The organism is Hyphomonas polymorpha PS728 (genome assembly GCF_000685315.1).
Lineage (GTDB): Bacteria > Pseudomonadota > Alphaproteobacteria > Caulobacterales > Hyphomonadaceae > Hyphomonas > Hyphomonas polymorpha.
Window position 1 is genome coordinate 25,591 of the sequence record NZ_ARYM01000013.1, and the last position, 21,951, is coordinate 47,541.

General features: G+C 63.9%; 20 protein-coding genes. 14 read left to right on the plus strand and 6 right to left on the minus strand.

Translation table 11 applies throughout. From position 1 onward, the window contains the following. Positions 1-31 precede the first annotated feature (31 nt). On the plus strand, positions 32-2,704 hold the full coding sequence (gene mutS, locus HPO_RS11860; RefSeq protein WP_035598948.1) for a DNA mismatch repair protein MutS: 2,673 nt from the start codon (positions 32-34) through the stop codon (positions 2,702-2,704). 12 nt (positions 2,705-2,716) lie between these two features. Here the strand turns inward: mutS and HPO_RS11865 are convergent, their stop codons facing one another. The 3 genes from HPO_RS11865 to HPO_RS11875 form a co-directional block, all read right to left on the minus strand. Further along, positions 2,717-3,130, minus strand: a complete 414-nt coding sequence (locus HPO_RS11865; protein WP_157532799.1) for a hypothetical protein — start codon at positions 3,128-3,130, stop codon at positions 2,717-2,719. A 27-nt stretch (positions 3,131-3,157) separates the two neighbouring features. After that, on the minus strand, positions 3,158-4,108 hold the full coding sequence (gene gshB, locus HPO_RS11870; RefSeq protein WP_035598953.1) for a glutathione synthase: 951 nt from the start codon (positions 4,106-4,108) through the stop codon (positions 3,158-3,160). Between the two features lie 67 nt (positions 4,109-4,175). After that, positions 4,176-4,871: a BON domain-containing protein gene (locus HPO_RS11875; RefSeq protein WP_035598957.1), complete on the minus strand. Its 696-nt coding sequence runs from the start codon at positions 4,869-4,871 to the stop codon at positions 4,176-4,178. A gap of 281 nt (positions 4,872-5,152) precedes the next feature. On the opposite strand from HPO_RS11875, the gene rsfS reads away from it, so the two are divergent. The 3 genes from rsfS to HPO_RS11890 all read left to right on the plus strand — a co-directional run bounded on the left by rsfS (position 5,153) and on the right by HPO_RS11890 (position 7,372). Further along, the gene (gene rsfS / locus HPO_RS11880) at positions 5,153-5,506 is read left to right on the plus strand and encodes a ribosome silencing factor (RefSeq protein WP_114104676.1); all 354 of its coding nucleotides are present in this window, start codon (positions 5,153-5,155) and stop codon (positions 5,504-5,506) included. A 3-nt stretch (positions 5,507-5,509) separates the two neighbouring features. Next, positions 5,510-5,974, plus strand: coding sequence for a 23S rRNA (pseudouridine(1915)-N(3))-methyltransferase RlmH (gene rlmH, locus HPO_RS11885; protein WP_035598961.1), 465 nt, complete (start codon positions 5,510-5,512; stop codon positions 5,972-5,974). Between the two features lie 102 nt (positions 5,975-6,076). Continuing rightward, the gene (locus HPO_RS11890; protein ID WP_241767910.1) at positions 6,077-7,372 is read left to right on the plus strand and encodes a TAXI family TRAP transporter solute-binding subunit; all 1,296 of its coding nucleotides are present in this window, start codon (positions 6,077-6,079) and stop codon (positions 7,370-7,372) included. 2 nt (positions 7,373-7,374) lie between these two features. Here HPO_RS11890 and HPO_RS11895 read toward each other — a convergent pair whose 3' ends face one another. Next, positions 7,375-8,130, minus strand: a complete 756-nt coding sequence (locus HPO_RS11895) for a LytTR family DNA-binding domain-containing protein (RefSeq protein ID WP_051612561.1) — start codon at positions 8,128-8,130, stop codon at positions 7,375-7,377. Between the two features lie 188 nt (positions 8,131-8,318). Between HPO_RS11895 and HPO_RS11900 the strand changes: the two genes are divergently transcribed. The 7 genes from HPO_RS11900 to odhB all read left to right on the plus strand — a co-directional run bounded on the left by HPO_RS11900 (position 8,319) and on the right by odhB (position 18,411). Next, positions 8,319-8,864, plus strand: coding sequence for a DUF2306 domain-containing protein (locus HPO_RS11900; RefSeq protein ID WP_241767911.1), 546 nt, complete (start codon positions 8,319-8,321; stop codon positions 8,862-8,864). Positions 8,865-8,933: 69 nt separating this feature from the next. Continuing rightward, positions 8,934-10,157, plus strand: coding sequence for an alkaline phosphatase D family protein (locus tag HPO_RS11905; protein WP_035598965.1), 1,224 nt, complete (start codon positions 8,934-8,936; stop codon positions 10,155-10,157). Between the two features lie 36 nt (positions 10,158-10,193). Then, the gene (locus tag HPO_RS11910) at positions 10,194-11,444 is read left to right on the plus strand and encodes an MFS transporter (protein ID WP_035598967.1); all 1,251 of its coding nucleotides are present in this window, start codon (positions 10,194-10,196) and stop codon (positions 11,442-11,444) included. Positions 11,445-11,575: 131 nt separating this feature from the next. Then, positions 11,576-12,769, plus strand: a complete 1,194-nt coding sequence (sucC, locus tag HPO_RS11915) for an ADP-forming succinate--CoA ligase subunit beta (protein ID WP_035599218.1) — start codon at positions 11,576-11,578, stop codon at positions 12,767-12,769. A 5-nt stretch (positions 12,770-12,774) separates the two neighbouring features. Continuing rightward, the gene (gene sucD, locus HPO_RS11920) at positions 12,775-13,677 is read left to right on the plus strand and encodes a succinate--CoA ligase subunit alpha (protein WP_035598970.1); all 903 of its coding nucleotides are present in this window, start codon (positions 12,775-12,777) and stop codon (positions 13,675-13,677) included. Positions 13,678-13,831: 154 nt separating this feature from the next. Continuing rightward, a complete protein-coding gene (locus HPO_RS11925; protein WP_035598973.1) occupies positions 13,832-16,840 on the plus strand; it encodes a 2-oxoglutarate dehydrogenase E1 component in 3,009 nt (1,002 codons plus the stop codon). Positions 16,841-16,869: 29 nt separating this feature from the next. Then, the gene (gene odhB / locus HPO_RS11930) at positions 16,870-18,411 is read left to right on the plus strand and encodes a 2-oxoglutarate dehydrogenase complex dihydrolipoyllysine-residue succinyltransferase (RefSeq protein WP_035598976.1); all 1,542 of its coding nucleotides are present in this window, start codon (positions 16,870-16,872) and stop codon (positions 18,409-18,411) included. Here the strand turns inward: odhB and HPO_RS11935 are convergent. Beyond that, complete coding sequence (locus HPO_RS11935) at positions 18,408-19,115, minus strand: class I SAM-dependent methyltransferase (protein WP_051612562.1); 708 nt, start codon at positions 19,113-19,115, stop codon at positions 18,408-18,410. The two genes, odhB and HPO_RS11935, sit on opposite strands and share 4 nt — an antisense overlap. 155 nt (positions 19,116-19,270) lie before the next feature. On the opposite strand from HPO_RS11935, the gene yghU reads away from it, so the two are divergent. The 3 genes from yghU to HPO_RS11950 all read left to right on the plus strand — a co-directional run bounded on the left by yghU (position 19,271) and on the right by HPO_RS11950 (position 21,546). Then, positions 19,271-20,143 carry a glutathione-dependent disulfide-bond oxidoreductase gene (gene yghU, locus HPO_RS11940; RefSeq protein WP_035598979.1) on the plus strand — a complete coding sequence of 291 codons (873 nt, stop codon included), beginning with the start codon at positions 19,271-19,273 and terminating at the stop codon, positions 20,141-20,143. 3 nt (positions 20,144-20,146) lie between these two features. Then, on the plus strand, positions 20,147-21,124 hold the full coding sequence (locus HPO_RS11945; protein ID WP_035598982.1) for a hypothetical protein: 978 nt from the start codon (positions 20,147-20,149) through the stop codon (positions 21,122-21,124). A 77-nt stretch (positions 21,125-21,201) separates the two neighbouring features. Beyond that, entirely contained in the window at positions 21,202-21,546 is a 345-nt protein-coding gene (locus HPO_RS11950; protein ID WP_051612563.1) for a chorismate mutase, read from the plus strand. Here the strand turns inward: HPO_RS11950 and HPO_RS11955 are convergent. Then, positions 21,507-21,893, minus strand: a complete 387-nt coding sequence (locus tag HPO_RS11955; RefSeq protein ID WP_035598987.1) for an Hpt domain-containing protein — start codon at positions 21,891-21,893, stop codon at positions 21,507-21,509. The two genes, HPO_RS11950 and HPO_RS11955, sit on opposite strands and share 40 nt — an antisense overlap. Positions 21,894-21,951: the final 58 nt, after the last annotated feature.

Consider the following 21,951-nt stretch of genomic DNA (forward strand, 5'->3'; position numbering starts at 1 on the left):
ATCTGCGGGATGCGGGCTAGCTTGCCGCGCCATGCCAGACACCGCCCGCCCCCCCGCCGCCGCAGAACCGACGCCTTTCATGGCGCAGTATCTGTCGATCAAGGCAGAACATCCCGATGCGCTCCTGTTCTTCCGCATGGGTGATTTCTATGAGCTGTTCTTCAACGATGCCGTAGAGGCAGCGCGCATCCTGGACATCACCCTGACGGCCCGGGGCGAACATGACGGCAAGCCCATTCCGATGGCAGGCGTGCCCTATCATGCGGCAGAGGGCTATCTCGCCCGCCTGATCAAGGGCGGATGCCGGGTGGCCGTGTGCGAGCAGATCGAGACCCCGGCCGAAGCCAAGAAGCGCGGCTCCAAATCCATTGTCCAGCGGGGTGTCGTCCGGATCGTGACGCCGGGCACGCTGACCGAAGACGCGCTTCTGCCCGCCCGCCAGGGCCAGGCGCTGGCGGCGATTGCCTTTGCCGGCACGGGAGAGGCGGCGCTTGCGGTGTGCGATGTCTCCACCGGCGCGTTTGACCTGGCGGCGATCCCGGCCGCGCGGCTCGGCGAAGCGCTGCTCGCCTGGCCGCTGAGCGAGCTGGTGATTGCGCTGGAGGATGCCGACCGCCCGCTCATCCAGGAAGCGCGCGGATTTCTGAGCGCGCCGATTACCGAGCGTCCCGGCCGCGCGGCCAGCGCCAAAACCGGCGAAGCCCTGCTCAAGGAAGTGTTCGGCATCGCCGCGCTGGACTCTCTGGGAGAGTTCAGCCGGGTGGAACTTGCCGCCGCGGGCCTGCTGCTAGACTATGTGAAGCTCACCCAGGCGGGCGCCCCGATCCGTCTGCGCGCCCCGCGCCGGCCCGATGCAGGCGGCCTCTTGCTGATCGACCCGGCCACCCGCGCCAGCCTCGAGATTGACCGCAGCATCAGCGGCGGGCGCGAGGGCACGCTGCTGGCGGTAATTGACCGGACGGTGACGGCGCCGGGCGCGCGCCTGCTGGCGTCGCGGCTTGCGCGTCCTTCCCGAAGCATTGCGGAAATCACCGCGCGCTATGATGCCGTCTCCCACCTGCTAGGCGATGCGGGCCTGCTTGAAGATGTCCGTGGACGGCTGAAAGCGGCGCCCGATCTTGAGCGCGCCGTGATGCGCCTCAGCCTTGGGCGCGGCGGGCCGCGCGATCTTCTGGCGATTTCCAAAGCGGTGCTTTCCGGGGCAGAGGCTGCCGCAGTTCTCGGGCAGGGGCTGCCGCCTCGCCTGGCAGATGTGGCCGAAACGCTGGGGCTTGCCGGGGCGCCGTCCGTGCGTGCCTTTGCCGAGGACCTGCTGCGCGCGCTGACCGAAGCCCCCCCGATGCTGGCGCGCGATGGCGGCTTCGTCGCTGAAGGCTGGGATGCGGGTCTCGATGAAGTCCGTGCCCTGAGGGATGGCAGCCGCCGCGTAATTGCCGAGCTTCAGGCGAAGTATGCCGATCAGACGGGCATTTCTGCCCTGAAGGTCAAGTTCAACAATGTGCTGGGCTATTTCATCGAGGTGCCGGCGGCCAAGGCGGATCCGATGTTGCGGGCGCCGCTCTCGTCAGACTTTATCCACCGCCAGACAATGGCGGGCGCGGTGCGATTCTCCACGCATGAACTTGCCGATCTGGCCGGCCGTATCAGCCGGGCAGAAGACGAAGCCAAGGCGCGCGAAATTGCAATTTTTGACGCCTTCTGCGGCAAGACGGAGGACCTCGCCGGGCCCCTGGCGATCATCGCGGCCGCGCTGGCCGAACTGGATGTTGCCGCCAGCCATGCCGTCTGGGCCGCAGAGATTGGCGCCGTGCGCCCGCAGCTTGATCCGCGCCCGGTATTCGAGGCGAAGGGCCTGCGCCACCCCGTGGTGGAGGCGGCGCTGCGCCGGGAAGGCAAGGGCTTTACCGCGAATGATCTTGTTCTGGATGCGGACGGAACCGAAGGCGCCCGTTTCCTTCTGGTCACCGGGCCGAACATGGCTGGTAAATCCACCTATCTGCGCCAATCTGCCCTGGCGGTGATCCTGGCGCAGGCCGGAGCGTTCGTGCCAGCCGCCTCTTTGCGGCTGGGGCTTGCAGACCGGGTATTCTCCCGCGTGGGCGCTTCGGATGATCTCGCCCGTGGCCGGTCAACCTTCATGGTCGAGATGGTGGAAACCGCCGCGATCCTCAATCAGGCAACTCCGGAAAGCTTTGTCATTCTGGATGAAGTGGGCCGCGGCACGGCCACCTGGGATGGCCTCGCCATTGCCTGGGCGGCAGCTGAACATCTTCACGATACGAACAGATGCCGCGCCATCTTCGCCACCCATTATCACGAGTTGACAGATCTGGCCGCCCGGTTGCCGGCAGCGGCCAACGCGTCCCTCAAGGCGCGCGAGTGGAAGCAGGATTTGATCTTCCTGCATGAGGTTCAGCCCGGCCCGGCAGACCGCTCCTACGGTGTGCAGGTGGCGCGGCTGGCGGGTCTGCCACGCTCTGCAGTGACGCGCGCAGGCCAGATCCTGAAGAAACTGGAGGCAGGCCCGGCTGCGGCAGAAAGCCTGCCGCTCTTTGCCATGGTTGCCGAAGATCCGGCCCCGGAGTTTTCAGAGGAAAGTTCCGCCGTGATTGAGGCGCTTGCCGCAGCAGACCCTGACAACCTCACGCCGCGTGAGGCCCTGCAACTTGTCTATCGCCTGAAAGAACTCAGCCGGGGCGGCTAACGCCAGCCCCGCTCAGTTGGGCAGGCGCACGATCTCGTCTTCATCGGAAGGTTTGGCCGGCAGGGCGGGATCAGCCAGCGGCGCAGCAGGATCTTCGAGTTCATCAAGGTTGATGCCGAGATCGAGGCTTTCGCCAAAATTGCCACCGCCAAGTCCGCCGGCGCCCAGAACGGTGCTGCTCTGTCCGGAGCCGCCGAGGCCGCCTGATCCCAGAAGACGCGTGCCGCTGTCCTGTTGCGGTCCGATATTCAGGTTCAGCGTGCCGCTGAGTTCGCCCCCGGCGCTTGCCGTTGAGGTATCGATGGGAAGTGTTTCCCCTTCCACCGGCGCCGCCGGTGCGGCCTCTGCGGTGGACTTTGCCGGGTCCGAGCAGGCGGCGCCGGTAAGGGCGAAGGAGAAGAGAAGCACAGCGGTCAGCGGTTTCATGATCATTCTCCGTAAATGCCGCAGGCGTCAGCCCGCAGCAAGCTTTGCCTGCACAACGTCCCAGAATTTGGCAGCCGCATCAATGCCTGACAGTCGCTTGAGCGCCTGCACGCCGGTTGGCGAAGTGACGTTGACCTCGGTGAGGCGGCCCCCGATCACATCAATCCCGGTCAGCATCAGGCCCCGGCGGCGCAGCTCCGGCCCGATGGCTTCGCAGATATTCCGGTCGGCGCCGGAGAGCTCCGTAGCTTCCGCAGTGCCGCCCACGACCAGGTTTGACCGCACCTGTCCGGCTTTTGGCCGCCGGTTAATCGCGCCCACCGGTTCCCCATCGATCAGAATGATGCGCTTGTCGCCTTCGGAGACGGCCGGCAGGAAAGCCTGCACCATCACCGGTTCGGCTGAGCGGGAAAAGAACAGCTCCAGCAGGGAATCGAGGTTGGAATCCTCATACTGGAGGCGGAAAACGCCGGCGCCGCCATGGCCGAAAAGCGGTTTGACGATGATGTCCCGGTATTCTTCGCGGAAGGCATCGATCACCTGACGGTCACGGCTCACCAGCGTCGGCGGCATGATTTCGGGGAACAGCAGCGGGAAGATTTTTTCCGGGCTGGAGCGCACCCCGGCCGGATCATTCAGCACCAGCGTCTGATTGGCGACGATCTCCAGAAGATGGCAGGCGGTGATGTAGGCCATGTCGAAGGGCGGGTCCTGGCGCATCAGCACCACGTCCACATCCCGCGCAATATCCAGGGTCTGGGCTGGCCCGAAAATGCCGGGTGTCTCGCGTATGCGCTGAACCTTTGCCGGCCGGGCCCAGGCGGTCACCCGGCCTTCGCGGAAGGAAAGGTCGCTGGGGCCATAGACGAAAATCTCGGCGCCGCGCGCCTGCGCCGCCTCGGCCAGGGCAAAGGTTGTATCCCCGTCGATGTTGACCCGTTCCAGCGGGTCCATCTGGATGGCAATGCGAAGCGTCACGCGTCAGTTCCTTCCGGCGTTGCCGGAAGGTGGGGCAGGGAGCGCGCAGCCCCCGCCCGTTTCCGGTTTAATAGCTTACGCCGCGAAGTTCGGGCAGCGGCTGGCTGTCATATGACGTGTCCGGCGCCGGTTGGTAAGAGGGGGAAGGAGAAACCGGCATCTGCGTCGTCGGGGCAGCCGGGCGGCGATTGTCCTCGGTCAGCCGCACATACGAAACCACCTGCTTCACGCCGCCTACCACGCTGGCTTCCTCGGCGGCCCGGCGCAGTTCGTCGGCCGAACGGGCAACGCCCATCAGATAGACGACGCCGTTATAGGTCTCCACATTGATGTTGATGCTTTTCACCGAGCTGGAGCCGATCAGGCGCGAGCGGACCCGGGCGCTGATGATCTCATCGGCGACATTGGCGAAGAAGCCGCCCGGCTGCTCGATGGCCAGCTCGTTGGCGACGTCCTGGGTGTAAACCGATGTCCAGGCGATCCCTTCGGCGCGGGTGCGGTCCTCGGCCGAGAAAACCCGGCCGGTCAGCAACACCAGACCGCCGGAAACTTCCACGGCCACTTCGCCGAACCGGCTGGAGCTTTCCGACAGCAACCGCGCCTTGATCTCGTTGGAGGCGCCGATGTCATCAATCGTCTGCCCCACGGTCTGGTCCTTGGAGGCGGCAAAACCGGCCGCGCCCACAGCCCCGACAGCGGCCACCGCGCAATTGGAAAGCGGCAGAAGGGCAATCAGCGGAAGAAGGAGAAAAGGGGCGCGCATAATGGGGTATCCTGATACTGGCAGCGGAATTTTCCGATTACATTGCCGAAAGATACGGCGATTTTCCGGCAAACTATATTTAATTCCCTGTATCCCTGCTGAACGAGGTCTTAAGGCTGCGGGACCGGGCAGACGGGGGGATTGGCTGCCCTGATTGGCCCAGATGGGCTTTTTGCTGGTTGAAACCCGCCTGACATGGTAGTTTCAGGACATTATCAGCCAAAGGAGCCCCCGCCCTGTCATCCGCCCCCTCCCGCGCACAGCCGCCGAAAAGCGTCACGATCGAAGAGATCAGATCGGTCGCCGATGCGCTCTGCAAAGCCCTCGAAGACGACAAAGCCGAAGACCTGATCCTGGTCGACCTTCAGGGTAAATCCTCTCTCGCCGATTTCATGATCATCGCGTCTGGCCGCTCGGGCCGCCATGTGGCGGCGCTGGCAAGCCATGTTGCTGAAGAAGTGAAAAAGCTCACCGGGCGCAAGCCCAGCGTTGAGGGTATGCCCAATGCCGACTGGGTGCTGATCGATACCGGTGACGTAATCGTCCACCTCTTCCGTCCCGAAGTGCGCGAATTCTACAATCTCGAGAAGATCTGGGTTTCCGACAAATCGGCCCACCGCGCCAGCGCGACCTGAGGCATGCGCCTTCAGTTACTCGGCGTCGGCCGTCTGAAGGACGGGCCGGAGCGTGACCTTACGGATGACTATCTCCGCCGGGCTGCTGCCATGGCGCGCGGCCTTGGCTTCAAGGGGCCGGAGGAGGCCGAGGTGGCCAGTGGCGGCGGGATGGATGCCGAAGGCGCCCGCCTGCTTGCCCGTATCCCGGAAGGCGCCCGTATCATCCGCCTGGATGAGGGCGGAGAGAACCTCACATCAGATGCCTTTGCCGCCCGCCTTGCCCGCTGGCGGGACGATGGAATGCGCGACGCCTGTTTCCTGATCGGCGGGGCTGAGGGCTACTCGGCAGACGTGCGCGCCGCTGCGCCGCAAACGCTGGCCTTCGGTGTTCAGACCTGGCCACACCGGCTGGTGCGCGCCATGCTGGCCGAGCAGATCTACCGCGCGATGACGATCCTCGCCGGAACGCCTTATCACAAGGCCTGAGATCGCGGTTCTGGCCGCTTCGGTAGTTGCGCTTGCGGCATTGCCGGTTCTAATGGCCCCGGCTGGAACAGGGCTATCAGCATGAGCGGGACAGGAAGACGAATGCCGGGCAGGGACTTCTGGAAAATCTACGGCCCGTTGATTGTCGTGGCGCTGATCGGTTTCATCTGGGCGCTGTCGGCCATGGACCCCGCCCCACCCAAATCCATCCGCTTTGCCGCCGGCGCCCCGGGCGGGGCCTATTATGCCTATGCCGAACGGTATCAGCGCCTGCTCGAAGAGCAGGGGATAGAGGTTCACCTCGTCGATACGCAGGGCTCCATCGACAATCTGCGGATGCTGGAAGCCGGGGAGGTGGATGTCGCCATCGTTCAGGGCGGCCTGGCCACGGCCAGGGATGCCGAGCTCCTGCGCTCCGCGGGCGGCATCTTTGAAGAGCCCTTCTGGGTGTTTGTCCGCGCCGATCATCCCGCTCAGAGTTTCGGGGAGCTGCGGGACGCGCGCCTGTCGATCGGGGCAGAAGGTTCCGGTACGCGGGCCCTCGCCCTCTCGATCCAGCAGCAATATGGCGGTGTCTGGCCGGAGGCCGCGCGCCAGTCGCTCGGCAGCACAGATTCCCAGGCCGCGCTGTTTGCGGGCGAGATTGACGCGGCCGCCTTTGCTGCCTCTCCGGGCGCCGCCTACATCCAGGCGCTGATGCGCTCCGGCGAGGTGCGGCTGTTGCCGTTTGACCGGGCCGAAGCGCTGGCGCGGCGGGAGGAAGCCCTCTCGGCGGTGACGCTGATCCGCGGCGTGATCGATGTCGGCGCTGACATTCCCGTCGGAGACGTGCCGCTGGTGGCCGCCATCGCGCAGCTGACGGTCCACAGAGACATTCACCCGGCCATCGAGGCGGTGCTGCTTGATACCGCCATGCTCATCCATTCGGAGCCCAGCCTCTTCAACAAGGGCGGCCAGTTCCCGAACATGACAAATGTAGACCTGCCGGTCAGCAAGCAGGTGGCCCGCTATTATCAGGATGGCCCGTCTTTCCTGCGCCGGTATTTCCCGTTCAGCGTAGCCAATTTCCTGGACCGCGCCTGGGTGCTGGCCATTCCGCTGCTGACGCTGGCCTTTCCGCTGGTGCGCGCCGCTCCGCCCATCTATCGCTGGCGCGTGCGCCGGAAGATCTATGTCTGGTACAAGGATCTGCGAGAGCTGGAAGCCCAGGGCAGGGCGCTGCCGAAGGGGTCAGCCCGGATCAGTGTCGAAAAGCAGCTGGAGCGGCTTCAGGTGGAGGTGGGCAAGCTGGAAGTGCCCCTCTCCTATACCGACGATCTCTACCGTCTGCGCAGTCATATCGAGTTCGTCAAACAGCTGCTGGTTTCGCATGAGCCGGTCACCGGCGTGACGATGTAGCGTCAGGCCGAAAGGCCGGCAGCTTTCACCTCTGCCTGAAACGTTCGGGAGACAGGGGCTTCCTTGCCCGAAGGAAGCACGAGGCTCAGCTTGCTGCCCTGTTTGCGGGTGTCCCGCACAGCGCTTTTTGCCACCCACCAGGACCGGTGAACCTGCAGGCCGTCTGCCCCGGCCAGCTCCCGCATCGCATCGGCCAGCCGCATCAGGATCAGCTCCTCGCCATGGCTGGTATGGATGCGCAGGTAATGGTCCTCCGCGCTGACGGCATAGAGCTCCGCGGTGCGATATTTCACCGGCAGGCGGGACAGAAAGGTTTCCTCGGGGCTGGCGCCTTTTACCGGTTCGGTGACCGGCGCCAGAACCGTGCGCTCGATCATGATACCGACAGCGGTTACGGCGGCGGCGATCACCCAGACGAGGCCAAACAGGCGCGGCAGGTAGCCTGGCGGAATGGACCGGCCCGAGGTCAGCGCTTCCAGCAGAATAATCATGGCGGTGACGGCCAGGGCGGACGTGACGGACATGAGCGCCAACATCACCGGCACCCCAAACTTCCGGCCCGTGCGCTCCATCAACGTGCGGGTGGCCTCAGCGGAGAGGCTGCCGGTCAGCACCAGGCCGGTCCAGTAAAGGTAGGCGCCCCAGAGCGGCAGGTTTCCGGAGCCGTTATACGGGCTGATGATGGTGAGGAACGCGCCGATCACGGCATAGATGCCGATCTCCCTGAGGCGCCGCGTCCAGTCACCCGCGTTTTGCAAACGAAAACCCCCTCGCATTTCGCGCTTCGTGAGCTGTTCTGGCTGTATTTCACGAAGGATTCCAGACCAGACACGCACTCCCGCTGGCAGCAGCGGGAAGGGGCGGCAGATTGAAGGCATCAGAGCCGGCGGCCCATGCCCGTCGGCGCTGATCCCGCCCAAACAGCCTGCCTCTGGAGCCCCGCCCCATGATCTCGATTACCGCCGCCAAACCTGAAAACGCCCTTCGCCGCCTGCGCCAGCGCCATCCCTACAAGATCACCGCCGGCGTGGCGGTGGGTGTCTATGCCGTGATCAGCCACATGATGCTGCAAGGGGAGGGGCCCGTCCGGGTCCGGGTGGATCTCACCCCGCTGCTGCAATCCCCGCTGGTGCTGCAGGCCCATGTGGTGGGCGCCGCGCTGGCCTTCGTCATCGGCTGCATTCTGCTGGCGGGCGTGAAGGGGCGGGCCATGCACCGCACGCTGGGCTATGTCTGGGTGGCGGCCATGGTTGTGACCGCCCTCAGCTCCTTCTTCCTGCAGAGCATCAATCCGGGCAGCTTCAGCCTCATTCATGCGCTCTCGGCCTGGACCATGATCGTCCTGCCAATGGGGCTGGCGGCTGCGCGGCGGAAGAACATCGCCAAACACCGGAAAGAAATGACGGGCATATTCGTGGGGGGCCTTTTGGTGGCCGGCCTGTTCAGCTTTCTGCCCGGACGGCTGATGTGGCACCTCTTCTTTGCCGTCTGAGCCAATCGCCGCTTTAAACCTGTCACGAAGCGCCGTTACAGTTCCTCCGAGGGATTTCAGGAGGAGAATATGGGACAGTTTCGGACACTTGCGGTCATCCCGGCCGCCATTCTGGCGCTGGCGTCGTGTCAAACGCCGCCACCTGCCACCGGTATACCGGCGAGCCAGGTCGCCTTGCTGCCCGATGAGCTTCTGTCTCCAGCCAGCGCCGAAGCGGCCCTGGAACTCTATTACCGCACGCTGCCGGAAGACTTCTTCCCCCGCGCGCCCAGAGGTCTCCCGCTGCCCGGCGATCAGGATGTGCTGACGCGCATCCTCGTCGGCTCCTGTTTCAATGAGGAGACGCCGGACGGAACGGCAATGTCGACGGTCGCCGCGCAGGAGGCGGACCTCTTCCTGATGATCGGCGACAATGTCTATGGCGACATGAACGGGCGCGCCTATGTCAACAATCAGGCGACCCTGGATGAGCTGCGCGAAAGTTTCAGCGATCTGGCTGCGCGCCCCGAATTTCAGGCTCTGCGGGCGAAACATCCGATGATGGTGGCCTGGGACGATCATGACTATGGCGCCAATGATGCGGGCCGCGAGTTCCCCTTCCGCCGCTTGGCCGAGCGTATTCATGAGCGCTTCTGGGGCCTGGAGAATGAGGATGTCGGCGCCTGGCCCGGCACTTATTATGCCCGCAGCTTTGGCCCGCAGGGCCAACGCGTCCAGATCATCATGCTGGACACCCGTTTTTTCCGCTCTCCCCTCCAGCCGACTGACGAATGGGGCGCCAAAGGTAAGGAGCGGTACGTTCCGTCCACCTCGGAAGGGCAGGATATGCTGGGCAATGACCAGTGGACCTGGCTGGAAAACCAGCTTCAGGAAGAGGCTGATCTGCGCCTCATCGTTTCCTCCATTCAGGTGATGACAACCGATGGCCACGGCTTTGAGGCCTGGTCGCGCCTGCCGGCCGAACAGGAGCGTCTTTATAGCCTGGTTGCCGAAACGGAGGCGGAAGGCGTGGTGTTTGTTTCCGGCGACCGCCACACGGCCTTTCTCTATAAGGACGAGACGGTGCTGCCCTATCCGGCCTACGAGATTACGGCATCTTCGATGAATGCGTCTTTCTCGCAAACGAGTTCGGAAATGGACCGGGCACAGATCGGGGCGGGCTATGCCCTGCAGAATTTCGGCGCCATCGAGATTGACTGGGAAAGCGGTACGGTCCGTCTTGCCATCAACAGCGACACCGGCGAAACCGTCAATCAAGTGGTTGCCCCGTTCCGGGCCGCAGCCGGAGAGTAACAGGCGCGCCGCTGCCCGGCCCGCCGGGACGAGGCCATGACCGACACCCGCTCTGTTCTTGCGCTGATCCTGTCGGTGATGATCCTGCAACTGGCAGGCGGGCTGACCGGCATCCTGACGCCGCTCGGCCTTGAGCGGCTGGGGGTGGACGCTTCGCTGATCGGCTTTGTCGCCGCGATGAACGCGGCCGGCTTCATGCTCGGCGCGTGGACTTCGCCGCGGGCCCTCGCGCTGGTCGGCAATATCCGCCTCTTCGCAGCCGGGGCAGGGGTCAGCGCGGCGGGCATCCTTTCCCTGGCCCTGATCCAGGAGGCACCCGTCTGGGCGCTGATCCGCGTGCTGCAAGGCATTGCCTTCGCCTATATGTTCACCAGTATCGAAAGCTGGCTGGGGGAGGCGGTGCCCGCCCGGTCTCGCGGAAATGTGATGGGTATCTATCACACCGCCGCCAAGCTCTCGCTGATCGTCGGGCCGTTCTTCCTGGCCGGGCTCTCCCCCCTCGATAGCCGGTCCTACATCTGGGCGGGCGTCTTCCTCGCCCTCGCGCTGGTGCCCACCTGCCTGACGACGCTGAAGGAGCCCCCGCCGCCAGACCGGAAAGCCATGCCGCTGGGCCAGCTATTCGCCATCGCGCCCGCTGCCGTGATCGGGGTGGTCGGCGCGGGACTCGTGAATACGGGCACGCTGGCACTGCTGCCGGTCTATTTCGAAAAATTCGACCTGGCGGGCGGCGGCACGGCAGCGGCGGCCATCGCGATTGCCATTGCATGGATCGGCGGCCTGATCGTGCAATGGCCCGCCGGGCGCCTTTCCGACATCATCGACCGGCGGCTGGTCGTCGCAGGGCTTACCGGCATCGCCGGGGCAGCGGCCATCCTGATTGCCGTATTCGGCGCCGTGATCGGCGAGACCGGCGTGCTCGTGCTGATCGGCATCTGGGGGGCAGGGGCGCTCTGCTTTTACGGCATCTGCGTCTCCCATGCGATTGACCGCACCCCGCCGGGACAGGTGCCGCAGGTCATGTCGGGGCTGTTATTTGTCTGGGCTGCCGGGTCGATTGCGGGGCCGCTGATTTCCGGCGTCGTGATGCGGCTGGCAGGCGCGGTCGGCCTTTTTGGTTTTGCCGGCGTGATGCTGGGCCTGTTGGCCGTCTACATGATCGTGCGGGTTCGCCAGCGCGCCCCGGCCGAGTCTCCCCCGGCAGGCGAGCGCGGCCCCATCCTCCCCAGCCCGCTGGCGAGTGTTGAAATCGTGCCCCGTGACCCCACGGAAGGCGAGCAAAGCTAAGTACGCGACTTGGTACTCAGCCTGTTGCAGCATCATTTCAGGCGTGTATATAGCCGCCCTGTCAAAGAGGAACGGAAACGGTAACCAGCGGAATGCTGGCGGGCCGTGAGGCCGGACAGGGAAACCACTCCATGAACATCCATGAATATCAGGCCAAGGCGCTGCTCAAATCCTTCGGGGCGCCTGTGGCAGAAGGCGTGCCTGTGCTTTCGCTCGCCGATGTGCAGAAGGCAATCGACACGCTCCCCGGCCCGCTCTGGGTTGTGAAAAGCCAGATCCACGCAGGTGGCCGCGGCAAGGGCAAATTCATCGAGCCGGAAGCCGGTGAAAAAGGCGGCGTTCGCCTCGCCTTCAACAAGGAAGACGTGAAAAAACATGCCGAAGCGATGCTCGGCAAGCACCTCGTCACGGCCCAGACCTCTGCCGCCGGCAAGCAGGTCAACCGCCTCTACATCGAAGACGGCGCCGACATCGAGAAAGAACTCTACCTCTCGATCCTCGTCGACCGCTCCACCTCGAAAGTTTCGTTCGTTGTCTCCACTGAAGGCGGCATGGACATCGAAGAGGTCGCCCATGAAACCCCTGAGAAAATCCTGACCCTCGGCATCGATCCGCTGACCGGCGTGACGGCAGCTGATTCGGCCAAGATCAACGAAGCCCTGAATCTGACCGGTTCGGCCGCTGAAGACGGCCTCAAACTGTTCCCGATCCTCTACAAAGCCTTTGTCGAGAAAGACATGGCGATGCTGGAAGTGAACCCGCTGATCGTCATGAAGAACGGCCACCTGCGCGTGCTCGACGCGAAAGTGTCGTTCGACGGCAACTCGCTGTTCCGCCACCCGGACATCGCAGCCCTCAAGGATGAGACTGAGCAGGACTCCAAAGAGCTCGAAGCGGCTGAATGGGATCTCGCCTATGTCGCCCTCGACGGCACCATCGGCTGCATGGTCAACGGCGCAGGCCTCGCCATGGCGACGATGGACATCATCAAGCTCTACGGCGAAGAGCCGGCGAACTTCTGCGATGTCGGCGGCGGCGCCGGCAAGGAGAAGGTGGCAGCCGCCTTCAAGATCATCATGAAGGACCCCAACGTGAAGGGCATCCTTGTGAACATCTTCGGCGGCATCATGAAATGCGATGTCATCGCCGAAGGCGTGATCGCGGCCGTCAAAGAGACCAACCTGGCGGTTCCGCTGGTGGTTCGCCTTGAAGGCACGAATGTCGACCTCGGCAAGAAGATCATCCGCGAGAGCGGCCTGAACGTCATTCCGGCCGACGATCTCGACGATGCAGCCCAGAAAATTGTCAAAGCGGTGCGGGGTTAAGTTCCATGTCCATTCTGATCGACAAGAACACGAAAGTCCTGACGCAGGGCATGACCGGCAACACCGGCTCGTTCCACACCAATCAGGCGCTCGGCTATTACGGCACCCAGATGGTGGGCGGCATTCACCCCAAGAAGGGTGGCGAGATGTGGAAGGCCGATAACGGCCAGGAACTCCCGATCTTCGCCTCCGTCGCCGAAGGCAAGGAAAAGACCGGCGCCACCGCGTCTGTGGTCTATGTTCCCCCCGCCGGCGCAGCCGCTGCCATCGAGGAAGCCATCGACGCAGAGATCCCGCTGATCGTCTGCATCACCGAGGGCGTTCCGGTGATGGACATGGTCCGCGTCAAGGCGAAGCTGGCGAAGTCCAAGTCGCGCCTCATCGGCCCGAACTGCCCTGGCCTCATCACGGCCAATGAGTGCAAGATCGGCATCATGCCGGGCTCCATCTTCAAGAAGGGCTCCGTCGGCATCGTCTCGCGCTCGGGCACGCTGACCTATGAAGCCGTGTTCCAGACCACCAATGTCGGCCTTGGCCAGACCACGGCTGTCGGTATCGGCGGCGACCCGGTCAAAGGCACCGAATTCATCGACATCCTGGAAATGTTCCTGGCTGACGACGAAACCCAATCGATCATCATGATCGGCGAAATCGGCGGCTCTGCCGAAGAAGAAGCCGCTCAGTTCCTGATCGACGAGGCCAAGAAGGGCCGCAAGAAACCAATGGCTGGCTTTATCGCTGGCCGCACGGCGCCTCCCGGCCGCACGATGGGCCATGCCGGCGCTATCGTTTCCGGCGGCAAGGGCGATGCAGAGTCGAAGATCGCGGCCATGGAAGCGGCGGGCATCCGCGTCAGCCCCAGCCCGGCCCGTCTCGGCACCACACTTGTCGAGGTGCTAAAGGGTTAGAAAGACCCTATAGTGTTATAGATTCGTGACGCCCGCCCTCGGCGTATTCCTGGGGCGGGCGTTGCAGCATAACCTGCTTCACGTAGGGGCAGGGGGTAAGGTCCGTCCCTATATCAGTCGCCGGGGGCGGCAACTCTGGAAGGATGGACATTAGATGGCCGACGATGGCAGCCCGGTGAATGGTCCCCGCAGCACGGGCAATGCGGCAATGCTGGATACTGCGTTCCTGTACGGGGGCTCTGCCCACTGGCTGGAACAGATGCAGGCGGCTTACGCCAAAAACCCCAATTCCGTGCCTGAGAGCTGGCGCGCCTTTTTCGCTGAGCTTGGCGATGAAGCTGCAAGCGCCACCCAGAACGCAGAGGGCGCCAGCTGGAAACGCAAGGACTGGCCGCGTCCGGCCGCCAGCGAGCAGATTGCCGCCTTTGATGGCAACTGGGCGCTGATCGAGCCCAAGCTCGAAAAGAAGATCAAATCCGCCAGCCCTGCGATGGGTGCTGAGGAAGTCACCCGCGCGGTGACCGATTCGATCCACGCGTTGATGATGATCCGCGCCTACCGGATCCGCGGACACCTCGCCGCTCAGCTCGACCCGCTCGGCCTCTCCGGCTTCGGCGACCAGCCTGAACTTGACCCGGCCAGCTACGGCTTCGGCCCGGAAGATATGAACCGCAGCATCTATATCGACGGCTATCTCGGCCTCGAACACGCCACCCCGGCGCAGATGCTGGACATTCTCCGCCGCACCTATTGCTCGACGCTCGGCATCGAGTTCATGCACATCTCCGATCCCGAAGAGAAAGCCTGGCTGCAGGAACGGATCGAAGGCCCCGACAAGGGCGTTGCCTTCACCCGCGAGGGCAAGCTGGCGATCCTCCGCAAGCTGATCGAGGCGGAAAGCTTCGAGCGTTTCCTGCACAAGCGTTATCCGGGCACGAAACGTTTCGGTCTCGATGGCGGCGAAGCTGCCGTTCCGGCGCTGGAGCAGATCATCAAGCGCGGCGGCGCCCTCGGCGTGAACGAGATCGTCGTCGGCATGCCTCACCGGGGCCGTCTCAACATGCTCGCGGCCGTCATGGGCAAGGGCTATGAGAAGATCTTCCACGAATTCCAGGGCGGCTCGACACAGGGCGCCGGCGAATTCGGCTCGGGCGACGTGAAATACCACCTCGGCGCTTCGTCTGACCGTGAGTTTGACGGCAATGTCGTTCACCTCACCATGAACCCGAACCCCTCCCACCTTGAGGCGGTCAACCCCGTCGTGCTCGGCCGTACGCGCGCCAAGCAATTCATGGAATCGCGCCAGACCGGCAAGCTCGACCGCTCGCACAAGCTGCCCCTGCTGCTGCACGGGGACGCTGCCTTCGCAGGGCAGGGCGTTGTGGCCGAATGCTTCGCGCTGTCGGGCCTGCAGGGTTACCGCACCGGCGGCACCATCCACTTCATCGTCAACAACCAGATCGGTTTCACCACGAGCCCGATGTATTCGCGCTCCTCGCCCTATCCCTCGGATGTGGCGCTGATGGTGCAGGCACCGATCTTCCATGTGAACGGTGATGATCCGGAGGCCGTGGTCTACGCCGCCAAGGTTGCCACCGAATACCGGCAGAAGTTTGCAAAGGATGTCGTCATCGACATGTTCTGCTACCGCCGCTTCGGCCACAATGAGGGCGATGACCCGACGATGACCCAGCCGGTCATGTACCGCGTCATCAAGGATCGTCCGTCCACGCGCGAAATCTATGCCCAGCGCCTCGTCGCCGAGGGCCTGCTGACCGCCGCCGAAGTCGACGCGCAGGTGAAGGAATTCGAGGATTTCCTCGACCGCGCCTTTGACGCTGGCAAGACGCTGAAAACCAACAAGGCAGACTGGCTGGAAGGTCAGTGGTCGGGTTTCGGCCTGCCGCTGGATGATGACCGCCGCGGCAAGACGGGCGTGTCCAAGACGCGCCTGAAGGAACTGGGCGACGCCATCACCCGCATTCCGGAAAGCGTTGACGTTCACAAGACGGTGGAGCGCGTTATCGCCCGCCGCCGCGAAAGCTACGAGACCGGCAAGGACATTGACTGGGGCGGCGCCGAGCATCTGGCCTTCGCCAGCCTGCTCGACGAAGGTTTCCCGGTGCGTCTCTCTGGCCAGGATTGCGGCCGCGGCACCTTCGTGCAGCGCCACAGCCATATCGTCGACCAGACGACCGGCGACCGCGTCACGCTGCTCAACCAGATCCGTGATGGCCAGGCGCCGTATGAGGTGATCGACTCGCTGCTCTCCGAAGAGGCGGTGCTGGGTTATGAATACGGCTACTCGCTGACCGATCCGAATTCGCTGGTCTGCTGGGAAGCCCAGTTCGGCGACTTCGCCAACGGCGCGCAGGTCTATTATGACCAGTTCATTTCCTCGGCAGAGCGCAAATGGCTGCGGATGTCGGGCCTCGTGATGCTTCTGCCGCATGGCTATGAAGGTCAGGGTCCGGAGCATTCCTCGGCCCGCCTCGAGCGCTTCCTGCAGATGTGCGCGGAAGACAACATGCAGGTGTGCAACCTGACGACCCCGGCGAACTATTTCCACGCCCTGCGCCGCCAGATCCACCGCGAGTTCCGCAAACCTCTGGTCATCATGACGCCCAAATCGCTGCTGCGCCACAAGCTGGCCACCTCGACGCTGGACGATATGAACACGAAGTCCACCTTCCACCGCATCCTCTGGGACGATGCTGAAACGCCGGGCCGTGAAGGCAAGGTGAAGCTCGCCAAGGACAACAAGGTGCGCCGTGTCGTGCTGTGTTCGGGCAAGGTCTATTATGACCTCTTCGAGGCCCGTGAGGCTTCGGGGCAGGACGACATCTACCTGCTGCGCGTGGAACAGTTCTATCCGGTCCCGCGCAAGTCGCTGATCAACGAGCTGAAACGCTTCCCGCAGGCCGAGCTCGTCTGGTGTCAGGAAGAACCGCGCAATATGGGCGGCTGGACCTTCATCCGTGATGAGATCGAATGGTGTGCCGCTCAGGCAGGCTACAAACAGCCGCGCCCGAAATATGCCGGCCGCCCGCCCTCTGCGGCGACCGCGACGGGCCTTCTGTCCAAGCACCAGGCCGAACAGGCCAACCTGATCAAGACAGCCCTCTCGCCCGACCCGGTCGATGACCGGATCGTTTCTCCCTGATAATCCATAAGAAGAGACGGACACGACACATGACAGACATCGTTGTTCCCACACTCGGCGAAAGCGTTACCGAAGCCACCGTCGGCCAATGGCTGAAATCGGCCGGTGATGCGGTGAAGAAGGACGAAGTCCTCGTCGAACTTGAAACCGACAAGGTATCCGTTGAGGTTTCCGCTTCCGAAGACGGCGTCCTTTCCGAAATCGTCGCCAAAGAGGGCGATACCGTGAATATCGGCGCCGTGCTCGGCCGCCTGAATGCGGGCGGCGCTGCCGCGTCCAAGCCCGCTCCGGCCAAGGAGCCGGCAAAGGCCGAAGCCAAGGCTGAGCCGAAGGCGGAAACTAAGCCTACCCCTGCGGCTTCAGGTGGTGCGTCTACGGATGTCAAAGTCCCGGTGATGGGTGAAAGCGTTGCCGAAGGCACGATCGCCAACTTCGCTAAGAAGGTCGGCGACAGCGTCAAGAAGGACGAAACCATCGCCGAGATCGAAACCGACAAGGTGGCGCTGGAAGTTCCCGCCCCCGCTGACGGCGTGATCCTCGAATGGCTGGTGAAGGAAGGCGACTCGGTCACCCCCGGTTCCGTCATTGCCCGGATCGGCGCGTCTGGCGCGGCTCCGGCCAAGGCGGCTGAAGCCCCGGCCAAAACCGAGGCGCCGAAGGCCGCTGCCCAGCCGGCTGCCACGGGCGACCGTCCTGTGTCTCCGTCCGTGCGCCGCATTTCCGCCGAGGCCGGCGTCAGCCCGTCCGACATTCCTGGCACGGGCCGCGATGGCCGCGCCACCAAGGCTGATGCCCTGGCCTACGTCAATCAACCGAAAGCAAGCTCCTCGACCATGTCCGACACCGCTGCAAAGCCGCCGCGCGAAACTGGCCCCCGTGAAGAACGTGTACGGATGACGCGTCTGCGTCAGACCATCGCCCGCCGCCTGAAGGAAGCTCAGGATACGGCCGCGATGCTGACGACCTTCAACGATGTCGACATGTCGGCCATCATGGACCTGCGCAAGAGACACCAGGACGCCTTCGTCGCCCGCCATGGCATCAAGCTCGGCTTCATGAGCTTCTTCGTGAAGGCCGTGGCCAACGCCCTGAAGGAAGTTCCGGCAGTCAACGCCGAGATTGATGGCCAGGACATCATCTACAAGAACTATTACGACATCAGCGTTGCCGTCGGCACGGAGAAGGGCCTCGTCACGCCCGTCCTGCGCGGTGTTGACGAGATGTCGCTGGCCGGAATCGAAAAGGGCATTGCCGATCTCGGCAAGAAGGCCCGCGACGGCGCCCTCACCATCGGCGACCTGCAGGGCGGCACCTTCACCATCTCGAACGGCGGCATCTACGGCTCCCTGATGTCGACCCCGATCCTCAACCCGCCGCAGTCCGGCGTGCTGGGCATGCACCGCATCGAGGACCGCCCGATCGTCCGGGGTGGCCAGATCGTCATCAAGCCGATGATGTATCTTGCCCTCAGCTACGACCACCGCATCGTTGACGGCAAGGAAGCCGTCACCTTCCTCGTCCGCGTGAAAGAGGCGCTGGAAGATCCCGAGCGGATGCTGCTGGAAGTCTAGGCGCGCGTCGCCGTCCAGCCGCGGATCAGCGCGGCCTGAAATACCGGGGCGGGGGGCGTGAAGCCTCCCGCCTCAATCATTTGGGCGACCTGTTCCGGCCCATGGGCGGCAAACTGCTTGCCATAGGCGTTCAGGTAATTGGCCCGGTTTTCCTCCGTCTGCCCCCCAAGGCGGAAGATATCCATCCAGAGGCCCATGACGCCTGCAAAGCTGGGCGCGTTATCATCCGTGCTGAGATCAACATTGATGAAGCGGGCCCCCGGCTTCAGGCGGGCGGCAATGTCTGCAAAATAGGCCTGGCGCGCGGCGGCATCGGTGAGGAAGTGGGAGACGAGCAGGCTCGTGGCCCCGTCATGCGCCTCCACCGGTGTTTCGGACACATACGCCTCATGAAAGCTGCAACGATCTGCAAAGCCTTCGGCCTCGGCATGGCGGCGGGCGATGGCCAGCATGGGCCCGGAAGGGTCCACCAGCGTGAAGCGCCAGCCGGGATGGCGGGGGGCAAGATAGCGCACTTCGGCGCCCGTGCCCGCCCCGGCCACCAGGATGCGTGCCTCTTCCGGCAACGGGCTGAGATAGGCATCGGTCAGAAGGTGCATACAGGCCTGAATTCCGCTGAGCGCGGAGAATTGGGTATCATAGGCCTTGGCATGGTCTTCACTGAACGCGCCCGAGAGCGCCAGGGACGGGCGGGGAGGGCTCATACGAAACTCCGTTAGTTACGAAATATCCTCCTCCCCTATGGCCTTTTGCCGGCGCCGGCAAGGGTTGATCGCGCGCTTGAAGGTTTCGGCCTTGTAAAATGCCGTTTAAACATGACCTTGGAACAACAGAACAAAGCCCCGATCGGAGGACTGCCATGAGCGATTCAGATTACATCCCGCCCAAAGTCTGGACCTGGAACAAGGATGCGGGCGGCCGGTTCGCCAACATCAATCGCCCGATTGCCGGTCCCACGCATGAGAAGGAACTCCCCGTCGGCAAGCATCCGCTGCAGCTCTATTCCCTGGGCACGCCCAATGGCGTCAAGGTCACCGTGATGCTCGAGGAACTGCTGGCGCTGGGCTATTCGGGCGCTGAATATGACGCCTGGCTGATCAATATCGGCAATGGCGACCAGTTCTCCTCCGGCTTTGTCGACATCAACCCCAACTCCAAGATCCCGGCGCTGTTTGACCGCTCCACCGAGGCAGGCGTGCGCGTCTTCGAATCCGGCGCGATCCTGATGTACCTTGCCGAGAAGTTCGGCGCCTTCCTGCCGAAGTCTCACCCCAAGCGCGCCGAAGCGCTGAGCTGGCTGTTCTGGCAGATGGGCTCGGCGCCTTTCCTGGGCGGCGGCTTTGGCCACTTCTATGCCTACGCCCCGGTCAAGATCCAGTACGCGATCGACCGCTATGCGATGGAAACCAAGCGCCAGATGGACGTGCTGGACCGCCACCTCGCCCATCATGAATACATGGCGGGCGACGAATACACGATTGCCGACATGGCCATCTGGCCCTGGTATGGCGCCTTGGCGCAGGGCATCCTCTATGAGGCGGGCGAATTCCTCGAAGTGGAAAGCTACAAGAACGTCCAGCGCTGGACGAAGCAGATTGCCGAACGCCCCGCCGTCCAGCGTGGCCGCATGGTCAATCGCGTCTACGGCAAGCCGGAATCCCAGCTCTGGGAACGCCATGACGCCAGCGATTTCGACACCAAGACGCAGGACAAGCTGCAGCCTGGCAGCTAGGCCGTGTTCGGACTGTTCGGGAAGAAACAAGCCGCCTTCGATCTCGCCGAGGGTAACCGCCATGTTGCGCCGGGCCTTGCCTTGCTGGAGGCCGGGAAGGGGCGCGGGCTGGCTGAGCTTTATGCCGGCCTGCCGCCGCCAGACCGTATCCATTTCCTCGATGGGCTCGGTCAGCTGTCGGAGATCGGGGCGCCCCTGCCGGCGCTGAACGATCATCCCGCGCTCTATGCCATCGCCGGGGCGCTGCATTACGTCTGGGCCCACCGCTTGCGCGGCTTTGCCACTGCAGACCGCACCAGCGACACGCAGGTGATGGACATGGCCGAGATGGCCGCCGTCGCCGAAGACCTGCTGGAAGCGGCTGCCGAAGCAACGCCCGGTGACAGCGCGCTGCATGGCTTCCGCTTTCGCGCCATGATGCTCATCGGCGCCCCTGCGGGTGGCTTTGAAGCGGCCACAGCGGATCTGCGCGCCACCGGCGAGGCCAATGTGCTGGCCGAGCTTGCCCGGATGAACTACCTCGCCCCCAAATGGCATGGCAGTGTCGGCGAGATGCACGCGGCGGCCGAAAACGCCATGGACGGGGCGCCGAATGCATCTTTTCTGGCGCTGAAGGCCCGTGCCTGGATCGAGGAATGGCTCTACCAGACTGCCATGAATGACGATGGGGCCGAAATCGCCGCCTTCCGAGAGAAGGTGAAGTCAGCTGCTTTCCGGGCGGAGATTGCCGAACTCGACGATCATTTCCGGCAGCGCTTTACTGCGGGGCCGGAGCTGTCCTTCGCCGAGGCCGGGTTTGCGCACAATAATTTCGCCGTGCTGCTCGCCCTGTTCAAGGACACGGCACGCCTCAAGCCCCACCTTTCGGCGATCGGCGCCACGGCCTTCCAGACGCCCTGGGGCTATATCGCCGGGCGCAATGTACCTGCCATGATTGCGCGGCTGCGCGCGGAAACCGGCCTGCCAAAGCTCAAGGCCTGAGCTGCGGCGCAGCGCCCCGTTCCCTTGCGGCGGGGCCGATGCCCATATAGGGCAGGGCGAAAGAACTGAGAGGCCGCATGACGACCTATACTTCCGACGCGCGCAAGCACACATCCGACACCGCCGAGACAATGGCGGATGTTCGCTATGAGGTCGACCGGATCGACCGCCTGCTGGTCGAGATCCTGGCCGAGCGCCAGGCGATGATGGACGCTGCTGCCCGCATCAAGGGCGCCCGCGCCGCCGTGCACGACCGGGCGCGGATTGAGGATGTTGTGGCCAAGGTGAAGGCCGAATGCGCAAGACACGGCCTTTCTCCTGCGATTGCAGAGCCGGTCTGGCGCACCCTGATCGACCGCTGCATCGCCTATGAATTTGAAAGCTATGACGCGCTGCGTCTGGCGGCAGAGGCCAAATCGTAAGCCGCGCGCGCGGCCGCTTCCAGCGTCTCGCCAAGGGCTTCCTTCACATCGCTGAGCAGCACGGCTGCATGCGCTTTGCTGGGCGCGGCTTCTGCCCGCCCTGCCTTCTCTGCCCGCTCGCAGGCCGCTGCCAGCTTCAGCGCGCCGATGCCCAGGCTTGCGCCTTTCAGGGTATGGGCCGCATCGGCCCATTGCCGCGTCTCGCTCATCGGGTCCAGCAGGCGCGACCAGAGCTGGGCCTGTTCCCGGAAGATGCCGATCACCTCCAATGAGAGATCGGTATCATTCCCCGTCATCGCGGCCAGATGGGCAAGGTCCAGAACGGGCAGGGGCGTGTCAGCGGGCATCAGGGGCTCCTATGGGCCGGGTCAACCTGATCGGGCGCGGTTAGCAGGGCGTTAACCT

What these genes read in the sequence shown, in the direction of transcription:
- mutS (WP_035598948.1), top strand. Translation starts at nt 32, where the DNA reads ATGCCAGACACCGCCCGCCCCCCCGCCGCCGCAGAACCGACGCCTTTC.
- HPO_RS11935 (WP_051612562.1), bottom strand. Translation starts at nt 19,115, where the DNA reads ATGAGCCCTCCCCGCCCGTCCCTGGCGCTCTCGGGCGCGTTCAGTGAA.
- HPO_RS11925 (WP_035598973.1), top strand. Translation starts at nt 13,832, where the DNA reads ATGGCCGACGATGGCAGCCCGGTGAATGGTCCCCGCAGCACGGGCAAT.
- sucD (WP_035598970.1), top strand. Translation starts at nt 12,775, where the DNA reads ATGTCCATTCTGATCGACAAGAACACGAAAGTCCTGACGCAGGGCATG.
- HPO_RS11950 (WP_051612563.1), top strand. Translation starts at nt 21,202, where the DNA reads ATGACGACCTATACTTCCGACGCGCGCAAGCACACATCCGACACCGCC.
- HPO_RS11865 (WP_157532799.1), bottom strand. Translation starts at nt 3,130, where the DNA reads ATGAAACCGCTGACCGCTGTGCTTCTCTTCTCCTTCGCCCTTACCGGC.
- odhB (WP_035598976.1), top strand. Translation starts at nt 16,870, where the DNA reads ATGACAGACATCGTTGTTCCCACACTCGGCGAAAGCGTTACCGAAGCC.
- HPO_RS11905 (WP_035598965.1), top strand. Translation starts at nt 8,934, where the DNA reads ATGGGACAGTTTCGGACACTTGCGGTCATCCCGGCCGCCATTCTGGCG.
- HPO_RS11910 (WP_035598967.1), top strand. Translation starts at nt 10,194, where the DNA reads ATGACCGACACCCGCTCTGTTCTTGCGCTGATCCTGTCGGTGATGATC.
- HPO_RS11955 (WP_035598987.1), bottom strand. Translation starts at nt 21,893, where the DNA reads ATGCCCGCTGACACGCCCCTGCCCGTTCTGGACCTTGCCCATCTGGCC.
- rlmH (WP_035598961.1), top strand. Translation starts at nt 5,510, where the DNA reads ATGCGCCTTCAGTTACTCGGCGTCGGCCGTCTGAAGGACGGGCCGGAG.
- sucC (WP_035599218.1), top strand. Translation starts at nt 11,576, where the DNA reads ATGAACATCCATGAATATCAGGCCAAGGCGCTGCTCAAATCCTTCGGG.
- yghU (WP_035598979.1), top strand. Translation starts at nt 19,271, where the DNA reads ATGAGCGATTCAGATTACATCCCGCCCAAAGTCTGGACCTGGAACAAG.
- HPO_RS11900 (WP_241767911.1), top strand. Translation starts at nt 8,319, where the DNA reads ATGATCTCGATTACCGCCGCCAAACCTGAAAACGCCCTTCGCCGCCTG.
- HPO_RS11890 (WP_241767910.1), top strand. Translation starts at nt 6,077, where the DNA reads ATGCCGGGCAGGGACTTCTGGAAAATCTACGGCCCGTTGATTGTCGTG.
- HPO_RS11875 (WP_035598957.1), bottom strand. Translation starts at nt 4,871, where the DNA reads ATGCGCGCCCCTTTTCTCCTTCTTCCGCTGATTGCCCTTCTGCCGCTT.